Genomic DNA, 13,008 nt, shown 5'->3' with positions numbered 1-13,008 from the left:
GCGGCGTCACCGCAACGTCAATTGATCCTCACCCGGCAACATGACGGGTTGTGAGAACAAATTGACACGCGAATTAGCCGGCAGCGTGCCACGAATCTTCGAGCATCCGCGGCTTGCACGCCTGGTAAGCGCCGATCAGCACGACAACAACAGCTATCAGGAGTAGTCCGAACGGCGCTGCGTATCCATCCGTTGCGTCGTGGAGAACGCCGAACAGCAACGGACCGAGGCAGGCCACGGTGTATCCGACACCCTGGGTGAATCCGGACAGTGCGGCGGATCCGATGTGTGAGCGGGTACGAAGGTTGATGAGGGTGAGCGCCATCGGGAAGGTACTCGGCCCCAGACCCAGGATGACGACCCAGACGATGGGCGCGCTCATCGGAGCGAAGTACAGTCCGGCAAATCCGATCAGGTAACACACGGCGCAGGCAACAACGACCGGGAACGGGTTCGACATACGCGCGCACAGCGTCGGAGCTCCGAAGGCCGCGATCAGACCCATAACCGAGAAGACTCCGACCATTGTTCCACCGAAGGCGTCACTAGCGCCGGCGTCGCCGAGGATCGAAGGAATCCACGTGAACATCGAGTAGGTGATCAGCGAGGTCATACCGAACATGCCGGCCATGCCCCACGCAACGGGCGAACGCCAGGCTTGCCCGCGGGCCGGCGCAACGGCGACGGCATCCACTGGCGTATCCAACGCTGCCCGACGCGAGCGCGCGAGAGTGATCAACCACGGCACCGCAGCGGCAAATCCGAAGGCCGCCCACCAGCCGATCGAGAATCGCCACCCGAAGGCTTCGGCAACGGGAACCGCCACGAATGCCGGCACGATGGTGCCGATCTGCACCGCCACGATGTACACCGAACTCATCGTCGCGAGACGATCCGAGAAATAACGCTTCACCAACGGCGGAATGACGACGTTGCCGATTCCCATACCCGCCAGGGCGAGCGCGGACAGTGCCAGCAAGGACCACGTCTGATTCATCATGGCGCGCAACAGCATTCCGGTGCCGGCCATCAGCATGGCCAGCAACGCAGTACGTTCGAGCCCGATTCGTTTCGCGATGGCCGGAGTAATCAGCCCGAAGATCGCGAACATCAATGTCGGTACCATGCCGAAGACTCCGACGACGGAAGCCGAGAACCCGATCTCCGCGCGGATCTGTTCCGCGAGCGGCGAGAATGAGGTGACTGCGAGTCGCAGGACCAGCGCTGACATCGCAATGGCCGCAAATACGAGCAGACGGCCATGTACGAGGGAGCGGGGTTCGGTTCTCGAAAGTTGAGCAGTCACCGACAAATCATAGGATGACCGGATGAACTCACACAAGGGAGGTAATGTAGACCACAGTCCACATCAGACGCACCGATAATCCGAGGAACCACCACGTGCAACCCGTTCGCCGCGCAAGCCTCATCTCGCAGGTCACCGAACAACTCCGCACCGAAATCAGAAGCGGAACCTGGCCGGTCGGATCGAAGATTCCCACCGAACCCGCGCTGTCCGAGCTGACGGGCACTGGCCGGAACACGGTCCGTGAAGCGGTTCAAGCCCTGGTTCACGCCGGAATGCTGGAACGTCGCCAGGGATCGGGCACGTACGTCGTCGCGACGTCGGATCTGGGCGGCACACTCGGCAATTACTTTGCGGGCGCCCACGAGCGTGACGTTCTCGAACTGCGACGCGCCCTCGACATCACGGCCGCATCGCTGGCAGCAGTACGTCGCAACGACGACGACATTGCCTCACTCACCAGCCTTCTTCGTGCCCGCGCGGCGACGTGGGAAGGAAACGACATAGCGGCAGCCACCGTGGCCGACGTGGCGTTGCACCGCGCCATCGTCGCAGCCAGCCACAACACAGTTTACCTGGAGTTTTACGACTCGCTGCTGCCGATCATCGAAACCACGATTCACCAGCACATCGATGCCACCGGCGAGGGCTTCCATTCACGTCACGAAAACCTGGTTGCCGCCGTCATCGCCGGCGATGCGAGTGCAGCCTCCGATGCTGCTCGCGATCTCTTCGAAGGTCTGGTCGCCGACTTCAGTTGAAGCTGAAGATATCGACTGACTAGAGCAGCAAACGCACGATGTCGGAGGTTCGGGCCAAGCCGGGAAAGGCATCCGATGTGGAACGCGGATGCAATACGTGAACAGCGAGTCTGAACATGACCGCACGCAGAAGCATCTGCGGCCACTCCGGCAGGTCTTCCCAACGCCCGACCAGTGCCTCGTCGGCTCCGCCCCAGGAAATTGCGTCGACAACAGCCACAGCGGCAGCCCAGGCCGCCGGTCGCCAATACGGCGTGATGTCCGTAATGCCCGGAGCCATGCTGCCTGAGAAGAGAACCGTGCCGAACAAATCGCCGTGCACCAATTGATCGGGGCTGTGAACGGGCTTGCGCAGTGTGGCCAGGCCCGCGATCAGTTCGAGGCTCTTGCGTCCGTCGGGCGACGGCGACTCGAGTTGCTCGACGCCCTTCGCGATACGCAACGGAACGGTTTCCCACGCCGCACGATCCGCGGCGACAAAGACGTCAACCTCGGCCCACGGCGGGACCGGCGGCTGAGCGAGGAATCTGGGACGCTCGAGCGAAGCTGTCGCAGCGTGCAACCGACAAGACATGGACACAACCTCGTCATGACGAGGTTCAGGCGTTCCGACGATGAAAGTATCTGCGCGCCAACCTGATACAACGTAGCGGCCATCAGTGGATCGAACAGGGCGAGCCAAGCGCACACCGTCGACTTCGAGGTTCTCGCGCACTTTTGCCGACCAGGCGGCGCGCGCATGGTCCGCAACGGCAGAGAGAACGACGTCTCCACACAACCAACCGCCGTCCCAATCCGCACCGAGTGGGATGGGCTCTACTTCGCGGAGGCCGAAGGTGGAGCACACGTGCTGGGGAGGTTGGCCTGTCACCGCTCCAACGCTACCGGTGCAAGTCCGTCAGATCCTGCAAGGCACGCCTAATACACCGGGAGAGAAGTATCGACCTGGTTTGCCCAGGCAATGGCACCACCCTGCAGATGGACGGCATCCGCGAACCCCGCACTCTTGAGAACAGCGAGCGCCTCGGCCGATCGAATGCCGGTTTTGCAATACACAACGATCTGCTTGTTCTGCGGCAACGACGCCAGCGCTTCACCGGAGATGATTCGATCCTTGGGAATCAGAACCGCACCGGGCAGATGCATGATGTCCCACTCGACGGGTTCCCGCACGTCGACGAGTTCCAACTCCTGACCACTGCTGATCAGCTGCTCGAGTTCCTTGGCGGTGATCGTGGAACCGGCAGCAGCGTCACTCGCCTCCTCCGACACGACGCCGCAGAACTCGTCGTAATCGATGAGTTCCGTGACCGGGATCCGCTTCGGATCACGCTGGAGCCGGATCGTGCGGAACGTCATGGCCAGAGCGTCGTACATCATCAGGCGTCCCAGCAACGGTTCACCGATACCCGTGATCAGCTTCACGGCTTCCGTGGCCATGATCGACCCGACAGTTGCGGGCAGAACACCGAGCACGCCGCCCTCCGCACACGACGGCACCATGCCCGGCGGCGGAGCTTCGGGATACAGATCCCGGTAATTGAGCCCGAGACCGCCGGGTGCGTCTTCCCAGAACACCGAGACCTGACCTTCGAAGCGGTAGATCGATCCCCACACATACGGCTTGCCGGCAAGCACCGCCGCGTCGTTGACCAGGTAGCGCGTCGCAAAGTTGTCGGTGCCGTCGAGGATCAGGTCGTACTGCGCGAACAATTCGACGGCATTGGTGTTGTCGAGTCGGAACTCGTGTAACCGCACATCGATGTGCTCGTTGATCTCGAGGATCGACTCGCGCGCACTGACGGCCTTGGACCGGCCGACGTCGGACCGCCCGTGAATGACCTGACGCTGCAGGTTCGACAGGTCGACCTCGTCGAAATCCACGATCCCGATCGTGCCGACACCCGCGGCCGCCAGATACAGCAGTGCCGGCGAGCCCAGACCACCGGCGCCGATAAACAACACACGAGCGTTCTTGAGTCGCTTCTGACCGGTCACGCCCACATTCGGAATGATCAGGTGCCGGCTGTACCGGGCAACTTCTTCCCGGCTCAACGCAGCGGCAGGTTCCACCAAAGGTGGCAATACGACGGGTGTTGCAGACACCGAAAAACTCCTGGATCTAGTTACGCTCGGGGATACGGCCACGGGTTGAACCGGCACGTCAGTCCGTTCATCGGCACTACGCCCTCCGGATCCAACTTCGCAATGTCGTTATTGGCCGTCCCGAAGGACTGCTGCATCATGATCGGCGCCAAACCACCTTCGGTCTCACAGGGCTGATGCGCTGCGTAACCGATGGCATGGCCGACCTCGTGGTTGATTTGATACTGACGGTACGAACCGATGTCGCCCTGGAATGCAATCGCGCCGCGGACCCATCGAGGCTCGTTGAGCAGGACACGATCCATGCTCGGGTTGTAGCAGGAGCCCTCGAGTTCGATCTCGTAACCGCAACCCTCCCGAATGGTCATCTGCGACGTCAACGAGATGCGGAAATCGGGTGATCCGGAATCGATTCGACGGAATGCAACCTTCGGATCATTAGTCCAACTCTTCGGATTGGCCAAAGTCTGATCGACCATCCGACCATAGGACTCGTCACCCCCGAATCCTGCAGTGTCGACGCCGTCCTCGATTTCGACGGTGTACGTGAATTCACGCTCGGTGCCCTGCCCGACCTTGCCGGTAATCCCCGGAACTAGGTGCCAGGTACCGCCACCGGTAACCGCAAACGGTCCACCGTCCGGAAGCGCACCCGACGGGACCGACGCCGCAAACTTTCCGTCAGCCGCCGGTGGTGCCCCGATGACGTTGGTCCCATCGGTGCTGTGCGCGAGGTCAGCCGTCGCCGAAGTTTTCGACGACGAATCATCGACGTCCGTACGCAAAGCGTCGACGGTCACGAAGATCGTCAGAATCGCGAGCACCGGGATCGCATACGCGCGCCATCCGTAGGTCGCGACGAACTTACCGAGTCGGCTCTGTTTCCGAGCGCCCCGATCCGGTCGCGGATTGCGCGGGGTCCGGCCCACTTCACGTTTGGTGGGATCCCATTGAGCACGGAGCGGTTGATGCGAAGCGATGCCGCGGTAGTCACGTTGGCCGTACATACGGCCGTCGCCTGAATCGGAATGTTCAGGGTTCTGCGTAGTTTGTCCACGCATGCGCGGTCCCCCTGGGTCAGTCACGCCTCCAGAATCTCACATTCCACGAGCGGCGGTCCCAGACCGACCGAAACGTGCTGGCAGGGGCGTGTCAGATGTGCCCTCCACCACAAGACTGCGACGCAAGTATCGCTGGTCGAGACAGAAAAAACGCATCAGCGCGACACACGGTATCGTTCATGCAGCTACGGCCGGTGTGACGGAGGATACTGGCGAGTACGCATACGCGACTCGACGGTCCGCGCGGCAGCCGAATTTTACTTTTGCTCAGATTGGAAGCGACATGACAGAACTCGCGGATCGGACCGACTCCGATCGCGGTACAACGGCGGGTAAGCCTGCTGGTACACGCCGCAGCACCCGCCTTCCGCGAGATGCGCGCCGCCTTCAACTCCTCGCTGCAGCCAGCGAAGTTTTTGTCGCCAGCGGCTACCACTCGGCCGGTATGGATGAAATCGCGGAATGCGCCGGCGTCAGCAAGCCCGTCCTGTACCAACATTTCCCCGGCAAGCTCGAACTGTATGTAGCAGTTCTGCAAAGCTACGTCGACAGCCTCATCTCCGGCGTCCGCCAAGCCTTGCGATCCACCACCGACAACAAGCAGCGTGTGCGGGCAGCCGTGCAGGCCTTCTTCGATTTTGTCGACAACGACTCCCAGGGCTTCCGCCTGGTCTTCGAGTCCGACATCATGGGCGAGCCGCAGGTACAGACCCGCGTCGAACAGGCCACCGAAGCATGCGTCGACGCAGTATTCGACCTGGTCAGCCATGATTCCGGCCTCGACCCCTACCGCGCGCGGATCCTGGCCGTCGGCCTGGTCGGCGCCAGCCAGTTCACCGCACGCTACTGGCTCGAAGCCGCTCGCCCGATCCCCAAGGAAGAAGCCGTCGAAATCACGGTTTCCTTGGCCTGGGGCGGCCTGTCGCGGGTACCGCTGCACTCCTGATCAGCTTCTGATCTGCTTCTGCAAAACAAGAATGGCGGGCAGTCTTCGCGACTGCCCGCCATTCTTGTCTTGCTTTGCGTGTCAGACGGTAGGTGCGAACCCGACCTTGCGGATATCGGAAGGACCGATCTCCACATACGCAACACGGCTCGCCTGCACCAGGAACTTGCGGCCCTTGTCGTCGACGAGTGAGAGAACCGGCTCGCTGCCACCGAGGACGCTCGAGACCAGCGCCTCGACCTCGTCGGGGGTCTGTTCGCTGTTGACGATGAGCTCACGCGGGCTGTCGATTACACCGATCTTGACCTCCACGGTCAACCTCCGAACTGTTCGTGAAATACATCAGCTGTCCTGGCCAGGCTAGTGCAGCATCACACCGACACGCTCGCTGCCGCGCTGTGCCCACAGCGAACAGGCGCGGAGACCGGCTCAGACCAGGCCGAGAGTGGCCATGCGCTCCGCGTGCTTAGCCTGCATGCCGTCGAACAATGCCACCACTCCGTTGAGGTCCCCGGATGCCGAGATCACCAGGTCGGTGAGGTCTTCACGCTGCGCGAGAACGAACTGCGCCTGCGTGATCGCCTCGCCGAGCAACCTGCGCCCCCACAACATGAGGCGGTCCTTGACCCGCGTGCTCCCCTCCACCGCTGCCCTCACTTCGAGGACCACGAATTCGGAGTGACCTGTCTGCGACAGCACGTCCTCGACGATCTCAGCCACGTCGGTCGGAAGTGAATGGCCGATCTCACGGTAGAAATCCGCGGCAATTCCGTCGCCGACGTATGCCTTCACCAACGATTCCAGCCACGTCGACGGCGTCGTCGACGCGTGGTAGTTGTCCAACGCCCGGACGAAAGGATCCATGACCTCGAAAATGTCGTGGCCACGCTCGGTCAGAGCAGCCGACAACGTTTCGAAGTGAGCCATCTCCGCCGCAGCCATACTGGCAATAGCGACCTTCCCGTGCAGCTCAGGAGCCATCTGAGCGTCTTCCGACAGCCGGTAGAATGCCGATATCTCGCCGTACGCGAGTACCGCGAACAAGTCGATGACACCCGGATGATCGGAAGCCACTCGGGCTTCCGTACCGGTGTCTGTCGAAGCATCAAGATCGTGTGCGCCCATGGTTACGAACTCTAATGCCACGACGGCCGACCGGCCGGGCAAGCTGCCCGGGACTGCAGCGTGATCTAGGCCATGCTTTGCCGAGAGTGTGCCGGGCGCCAGTTACAATGGGTTCGGGAGTTCGCTAGTTTCCCCCGCTCTTACGCTCTGACGTCGGCCGGGATGACCTTTTCGACGCGACCCCCACGGTTTCACGTAAACCACACGGTTCCACGTAAACCAACCAGATAATGTGCGCGCACCTGCATCGAAGGTTGTTGCCCGCTTCGCCGAGACTTCACGGACGGCATCAGAAAATTAAGTCCGCGAACTCTTCGAGCTGAGGCGTAGGCATGGCCGACGAACAAGAGGGCATCGACTTCGGCCGATTTACGGCCAGGCCCCTTACCTTGTGCGTGCGTACCGCCACAAGGAAAGGCCAGTCCGCTGAGCAAGATCACGATCGACCACGAAGACGAAGCAACCGAGAACACAGTTTCGGTCCAGCTCGACGACACCCATGTACCCCCGACGTTCGCCGAACTCGGCGTGCGCGACGAAATCGTCCGCGCCCTGAACGAGATCGGTATCGAACGCACCTTCGCCATCCAGGAACTCACTCTTCCGCTGGCTATGGCCGGCGATGACCTCATCGGTCAGGCCCGCACCGGAATGGGCAAGACCTTCGGTTTCGGCGTTCCGCTGCTGCATCGCATCGTCACTGCCGCCAACGGCACGGCTGCTCTCGACGGCACGCCGCGCGCCCTCATCATCGTCCCGACCCGTGAGCTGTGCATCCAGGTCGCCCGCGACCTCGAGAACGCCAGCAAGTACCTCCGCGTCGGCGATCGCGGCCTTCAGGTTCTGCCGATCTACGGTGGTCGCCCCTACGAAACTCAGATCGCGGCTCTCCAGAAGGGTGTCGACGTCGTTGTCGGCACACCCGGACGCCTGCTCGATCTCGCCAACCAGTCGCACCTGATCCTGGGCAAGGTCGGCGTACTCGTGCTCGACGAGGCCGACGAAATGCTCGATCTCGGATTCCTGCCCGATATCGAACGCCTCATGGGAATGGTCCCCGACAAGCGTCAGACGTTGCTGTTCTCAGCAACCATGCCGGGCCCGATCATCACGCTCGCTCGCACCTTCCTGACGCAGCCGACGCACATCCGCGCCGAGGAAGCCGAATCTTCGGCCGTCCACGACCGCACCAGCCAGCACATCTACCGTGCCCACGCCCTGGACAAGGCCGAAATGGTTGCGCGAGTACTGCAGGCCGAAGGCCGCGGTGCCACCATGATCTTCACGCGCACCAAGCGGACCGCCCAGAAAGTCGCCGACGATCTCGCGGAACGCGGTTTCTCGGTCGGAGCCGTTCACGGTGACCTCGGTCAGATCGCCCGCGAGAAGGCGTTGAAGTCCTTCCGCAACGGCAAGGTCGACGTGTTGGTCGCCACCGATGTCGCCGCGCGCGGTATCGACATCGACGACGTCACCCACGTCATCAACTACCAGTGCCCCGAAGACGAGAAGACCTACGTGCACCGCATCGGTCGTACCGGTCGCGCCGGACGCACCGGTATCGCCGTGACACTGGTCGACTGGGACGACATCCCCCGTTGGCAGCTCATCGACAAGGCCCTGAGCCTGGGCATTCCGGATCCGGTCGAGACGTACTCCAGCTCGCCGCACCTCTACGAAGAGATGGCCATCCCGGCTGACGCCAAGGGCACCGTCCGCAAGCCCAAGGCCGCCGAGCCTGCTGCCGAAAAGAAGAGCAAGCCTGCCGCGGCAGCAAGCTCCGACTCCGACAGCTCCGAGGAAAATGCTGCTCCGAAACGGACCCGTACTCGTCGTCGTACCCGCTCCGGCGGCGAAGGTGCCGACGCAGCACAGTCCGGAGCGACCGCAACGGCAACTGCAACTGCTCCCGCCGCTACCGGTGATGCAGCCGCCGACGACGCCTCCAAGCCGCGTCGCCGTCGCCGTCGTCGCCCCGTAGCAGCCGGTGCGGCGACCGCCGCAGAGTAAGCTCCCCATGTGCTGGCACCGGAACGGCGAACTCGCTCAGATGTAATCGTTGCTCTCGGTATCGCGCTGGCCGTGATCGTGGCGGTGACCGTGGTGTGGTTGCGCAGTGATGCGCGCGGAACCACCTCGGTCACCGCTGACACGACTCTCCCCCCGCTGGCAACGTCGGTGGTATTACCCGACGTACTCAGCGCGGTCTGGGAATTTCCGAGTGCAGATTCGTCCTCCCCCATCGCCGCCGGGAACGCAGCCGTCACGGCAGACGGCAACGATGTTGTGGGGCGTGACCCCGCAACCGGTGACGAAGTGTGGCGCTATTCGCGCAACATCCCGCTGTGCGGTGCAATCGAGACCTGGGATCGCGTTGTCGCTGTGTATCAGGACAGTCGCGGATGCTCACAGGTCACGTCACTGGTCGCCGATACCGGCGCACGCAAAGATCAACGCAACAGCGACGCCGATGCCGCGGTGACGCTGTCCGCCGACGGCACCTACCTCATCTCACGCGGTTCCACTCGTCTGGAACTGTGGCGCTCCGATCTGGTTCGGACACTCGAATACGGCCGCGTCGACGCCCCGGTCAACCCCAAGAAGCAACCACGGTCTGGCTGCGAATTGCTCGGCGCCGCTTCGAGTTCCAGCCGCCTGTCCGTTCTCGAAAAATGCCCGGATGACGCGTCGAACCGCCTGACGGTGATGAATCCCGCTCCCAAGGACGCCCAGGAACCCGAAGAATACGGGTCCGTTGTACTTCCTGATTCCACCGGCGCACGTATCCTGGCCGTCTCCGGCGAGAAGACCGCGGTCTACCTCCCAGCCGCCAACGGAACACCTTCTCGGATAAGCATTTTCGACGGAAACGGCGCGGGCGTGGTCGACTACCCTGTCGACGGCGTCATCCCCGAGAAATCCACCGTGAACGCCGACAAGAACGCCATCACCTGGTGGACCGGCACCCAGACGATCAATCTCCGCACGAGCGACCTGTCCCCCACCTGGATTGTCGCGGGCACCGCCGGCCCCGGAACAATGGTGTCCGGGCAACTACTCGTCCCGGTGCCGAACGGGATCGCGATGATCAATCCCGCCGACGGCACCGTCTCCCGCATGATCGGCGTCGACCGCGGTGACGTCACCATGCCCGTCGTCATCGCCGCCGCCGGCGACACCATCCTCGAACAGCGCGGCACAACCTTGGTCGCACTGCGCTAGCGACTAGAGCGCGAGATCAGGCACGAAGGTTTCGACTTCGCTTCCCGCCCAATGCTTCACGAGGTTGGCAGCAAGATCGCGATACGCGTCGGCACCCTTGTTCTTACGGCCCGCCAGCACCGTTGCACCGGACGCCGACGCCTCCGCAAACTTCACTGTCCGCGGGATAGGCGGCGCAAGAACCGGCAACGAGTAGCGGTCGCTGACATCTGCGAGAACGTCACGGCTGTGCGTAGTTCGTGCGTCGTAGAGCGTCGGCAAGGCACCGAGCAGAACCAGATCCGGATTGGTGATGGCCTGCACTTCACGAACCGTGCGCAGGAGTTGCCCGACGCCTCGATGTGCGAGCGTCTCGCATTGCAACGGAACCAGAACCGACTGCGCGGCCGTCAAACCGTTCAGTGTCAGGACACCCAACGACGGCGGGCAGTCGATGATGACGACGTCGTAGTTTCCGAGCAACGGCGACAGCGCACGCTTGAGTGCGAATTCTCGGCCGGGCCGCATCAGCAGCAGTGCTTCAGCCCCCGCCAGGTCGATGGTCGCGGGCAGAAGGTCCATACCGTCGGCCGTGGTCAAGACTGCGTCAGCAGCATCGATGTCACCGGCCAGAACTTCGTTGACCGAACGCTCGAGCCGATCAGGATTGTGGCCGAGAGAGAACGTCAGACACCCCTGGGGATCAAGATCCACCACGAGCACCCGTTGACCGAGCGCGGACAAAGCCGCACCCAAGGAGGCGACGGTCGTGGTCTTTGCCACGCCGCCCTTTTGATTCGCCACTGCGAGAACCGTCGTCACAAAGAAGATCCTTACGTATTTCGAGCGGAGAGGCGAACAGTACACGCGGTCGTCCTGCAATGATGGTCTACATGGACTTGAATGCACGAGTCGTTCTGATGCGTCATGGCGAGACGGAATGGGCACGCACCGGCAAGCACACCGGCCGCACCGAAGTCCCGCTCACAGCGCTCGGCGAGATCCAGGCCACAGCGACGGGCAACCGCATTCGCAGGCTCGATCTTCGTGATCCGATGATCCTGACCAGTCCCCGCCTACGTGCCCAACGCACCGGCGATCTCGCCGGCCTTCCCGAAGACCGGACGTGGGATGCGTTGTCGGAGTGGGACTACGGCGATTACGAAGGACTCACCACACCCGAAATTCGGCGAAGCGTTCCCGACTGGACCGTGTGGACGCATCCCTGCCCCGGCGGTGAGCACGCCGATGAGATCCATGCTCGGACTGACATGGTTCTTTCTCTCGCACAATCACAGTTGGCCGAGCGTGATGTCATCCTGATCGGACACGGACACTTCTCGCGGGCCCTGATCGCACGCTGGCTCGAACTTCCGGTCAGTGAAGGCCGGCGATTCGCGCTCTCCCCCGGCGCCTACTCGGTACTCGGATACGAACATGGTGCGACCCACCTACTTCACCACAATGTCCCGCCACTAGCCGAAGGTTGAAATCTCCCGGGTAATAGGATCCGTTCCATGATTCGACGCGCCACGCCCTCCGATGTCCAACCGATCACGGACATGATCTACGAGTTGGCCGACTACCAGAAGGCTCTCGACGAGTGCACCGTCAAGCCCGAGCAGATCGGCGAAGCCCTGTTCGGTGATGCGGCGTCAGCTTTTGCACACGTGGCGGTTTCCGACGACGGCGACGTCGTCGGCATGGCCCTGTGGTTCCGAAATTTCTCCACGTGGGACGGCGCACACGGCATCTACCTCGAAGACCTGTACGTCAAGCCGAGTCAGCGCGGATCCGGGCATGGGAAAGCGTTGCTCGCCGCATTGGCAAAAGAATGCACGGACAACAACTACACACGCTTGTCGTGGTCCGTTCTCAACTGGAATACGCCGTCGATCAAGTTCTACGAATCACTCGGCGCCGACGCGAAAACCGAGTGGACCACCTATCGCCTGACCGGCGAGCATCTGGGTGCACTGGCCGACGAAGCACTCTAAAGAAGCGCGGTAAAGCGCTACAGAGTCAGTCGTCGTTCTTGTTCTCGCGCTCAGCGGCATCGTCGACGGTGTCGGTTGCGGTCTCGTCCGCGAAATCCCCGTACTCTGCCGCCATCCACTGGGAGGTGGGCGGAGAGAACAGGAATACCAGCGTGGTCAGAACGACGCCGCCGAGGACAACACCGAGAAACACCTGATGCGAGTCGGTCAGCAGCGACCACGCCACAGGAAGTAGCAGAAGCTGAGCGACGACGCTGATGGAGCGTCCCCAGCGGCGACCGGTGAGCAAGGCAATGCCGGCAGCGAGCACAGCGCCGCCGAGAATGGCGACCCACGCGGCAAAACCGTAGCCGTTGGTCACGCTCTGGTCATGACCCATCAAGCCACGAATCACAGCTACGACGGCGAAGCCGACGGCAACCAGTCCTTGCAACGTCACGAGGGCACCCGCCCACTTGACTGTATTGGGAAGGGCAACGGGGCTGGCAGTATTCGGCACGAGACC

General features: G+C 62.4%; 14 protein-coding genes. 6 read left to right on the top strand and 8 right to left on the bottom strand.

Annotated elements, in window-relative coordinates; all coding sequences use genetic code 11:
- Positions 1-73 precede the first annotated feature (73 nt).
- Positions 74-1,306 (bottom strand): MFS transporter, encoded by a 1,233-nt coding sequence (locus BDB13_RS13745; RefSeq protein WP_094272136.1) that lies wholly within the window; start codon positions 1,304-1,306, stop codon positions 74-76.
- 95 nt (positions 1,307-1,401) lie between these two features.
- On the opposite strand from BDB13_RS13745, the gene BDB13_RS13740 reads away from it, so the two are divergent.
- A complete protein-coding gene (locus tag BDB13_RS13740; protein ID WP_094272135.1) occupies positions 1,402-2,067 on the top strand; it encodes a FadR/GntR family transcriptional regulator in 666 nt (221 codons plus the stop codon).
- 19 nt (positions 2,068-2,086) lie between these two features.
- Here the strand turns inward: BDB13_RS13740 and BDB13_RS13735 are convergent, their stop codons facing one another.
- The 3 genes from BDB13_RS13735 to BDB13_RS13725 are packed head-to-tail and all read right to left on the bottom strand — an operon-like array spanning position 2,087 to position 5,234.
- On the bottom strand, positions 2,087-2,938 hold the full coding sequence (locus BDB13_RS13735; protein WP_217902124.1) for a TIGR02569 family protein: 852 nt from the start codon (positions 2,936-2,938) through the stop codon (positions 2,087-2,089).
- A gap of 47 nt (positions 2,939-2,985) precedes the next feature.
- Entirely contained in the window at positions 2,986-4,173 is a 1,188-nt protein-coding gene (gene moeZ, locus BDB13_RS13730) for an adenylyltransferase/sulfurtransferase MoeZ (RefSeq protein WP_094272133.1), read from the bottom strand.
- 20 nt (positions 4,174-4,193) lie between these two features.
- Positions 4,194-5,234, bottom strand: coding sequence for a DUF3152 domain-containing protein (locus BDB13_RS13725; protein WP_176459719.1), 1,041 nt, complete (start codon positions 5,232-5,234; stop codon positions 4,194-4,196).
- A 283-nt stretch (positions 5,235-5,517) separates the two neighbouring features.
- Between BDB13_RS13725 and BDB13_RS13720 the strand changes: the two genes are divergently transcribed.
- Positions 5,518-6,180 (top strand): TetR/AcrR family transcriptional regulator, encoded by a 663-nt coding sequence (locus BDB13_RS13720; protein WP_094272131.1) that lies wholly within the window; start codon positions 5,518-5,520, stop codon positions 6,178-6,180.
- Positions 6,181-6,261: 81 nt separating this feature from the next.
- On the opposite strand, the gene BDB13_RS13715 is transcribed toward BDB13_RS13720, so the two are convergent.
- Together BDB13_RS13715 and BDB13_RS13710 are read right to left on the bottom strand one after the other, a co-directional pair.
- Positions 6,262-6,492, bottom strand: coding sequence for a DUF3107 domain-containing protein (locus BDB13_RS13715; RefSeq protein WP_094272130.1), 231 nt, complete (start codon positions 6,490-6,492; stop codon positions 6,262-6,264).
- 117 nt (positions 6,493-6,609) lie between these two features.
- Positions 6,610-7,305: a ferritin-like fold-containing protein gene (locus BDB13_RS13710; protein ID WP_094272129.1), complete on the bottom strand. Its 696-nt coding sequence runs from the start codon at positions 7,303-7,305 to the stop codon at positions 6,610-6,612.
- Between the two features lie 426 nt (positions 7,306-7,731).
- Between BDB13_RS13710 and BDB13_RS13705 the strand changes: the two genes are divergently transcribed.
- Together BDB13_RS13705 and BDB13_RS13700 are read left to right on the top strand one after the other, a co-directional pair.
- Positions 7,732-9,315 (top strand): DEAD/DEAH box helicase, encoded by a 1,584-nt coding sequence (locus tag BDB13_RS13705; RefSeq protein ID WP_094272128.1) that lies wholly within the window; start codon positions 7,732-7,734, stop codon positions 9,313-9,315.
- Positions 9,316-9,324: 9 nt separating this feature from the next.
- Positions 9,325-10,527: an Rv3212 family protein gene (locus BDB13_RS13700; RefSeq protein WP_094272127.1), complete on the top strand. Its 1,203-nt coding sequence runs from the start codon at positions 9,325-9,327 to the stop codon at positions 10,525-10,527.
- A 3-nt stretch (positions 10,528-10,530) separates the two neighbouring features.
- On the opposite strand, the gene BDB13_RS13695 is transcribed toward BDB13_RS13700, so the two are convergent.
- Complete coding sequence (locus BDB13_RS13695; RefSeq protein WP_094272126.1) at positions 10,531-11,328, bottom strand: ParA family protein; 798 nt, start codon at positions 11,326-11,328, stop codon at positions 10,531-10,533.
- Between the two features lie 71 nt (positions 11,329-11,399).
- Between BDB13_RS13695 and BDB13_RS13690 the strand changes: the two genes are divergently transcribed.
- Both BDB13_RS13690 and BDB13_RS13685 read left to right on the top strand, forming a co-directional pair.
- Positions 11,400-11,996, top strand: coding sequence for an acid phosphatase (locus BDB13_RS13690; RefSeq protein WP_441347190.1), 597 nt, complete (start codon positions 11,400-11,402; stop codon positions 11,994-11,996).
- 27 nt (positions 11,997-12,023) lie between these two features.
- Positions 12,024-12,503 carry a GNAT family N-acetyltransferase gene (locus BDB13_RS13685; protein WP_094272124.1) on the top strand — a complete coding sequence of 160 codons (480 nt, stop codon included), beginning with the start codon at positions 12,024-12,026 and terminating at the stop codon, positions 12,501-12,503.
- Between the two features lie 25 nt (positions 12,504-12,528).
- Here the strand turns inward: BDB13_RS13685 and BDB13_RS13680 are convergent, their stop codons facing one another.
- Complete coding sequence (locus BDB13_RS13680; RefSeq protein ID WP_094272123.1) at positions 12,529-13,002, bottom strand: hypothetical protein; 474 nt, start codon at positions 13,000-13,002, stop codon at positions 12,529-12,531.
- Positions 13,003-13,008: the final 6 nt, after the last annotated feature.

Origin of the sequence: Rhodococcus sp. OK302 (genome assembly GCF_002245895.1) — a bacterium.
In the GTDB taxonomy this organism is placed as follows: domain Bacteria; phylum Actinomycetota; class Actinomycetes; order Mycobacteriales; family Mycobacteriaceae; genus Rhodococcus_F.
Note: the sequence above shows the minus strand (reverse complement) of the source record. Positions and strands in the feature narration are given on the sequence as shown.

Coding starts and splice junctions, on each gene's coding strand:
- BDB13_RS13725 (WP_176459719.1), bottom strand. CDS start 5,234: ATGCGTGGACAAACTACGCAGAACCCTGAACATTCCGATTCAGGCGAC.
- BDB13_RS13720 (WP_094272131.1), top strand. CDS start 5,518: ATGACAGAACTCGCGGATCGGACCGACTCCGATCGCGGTACAACGGCG.
- BDB13_RS13710 (WP_094272129.1), bottom strand. CDS start 7,305: ATGGGCGCACACGATCTTGATGCTTCGACAGACACCGGTACGGAAGCC.
- BDB13_RS13690 (WP_441347190.1), top strand. CDS start 11,400: ATGGACTTGAATGCACGAGTCGTTCTGATGCGTCATGGCGAGACGGAA.
- BDB13_RS13685 (WP_094272124.1), top strand. CDS start 12,024: ATGATTCGACGCGCCACGCCCTCCGATGTCCAACCGATCACGGACATG.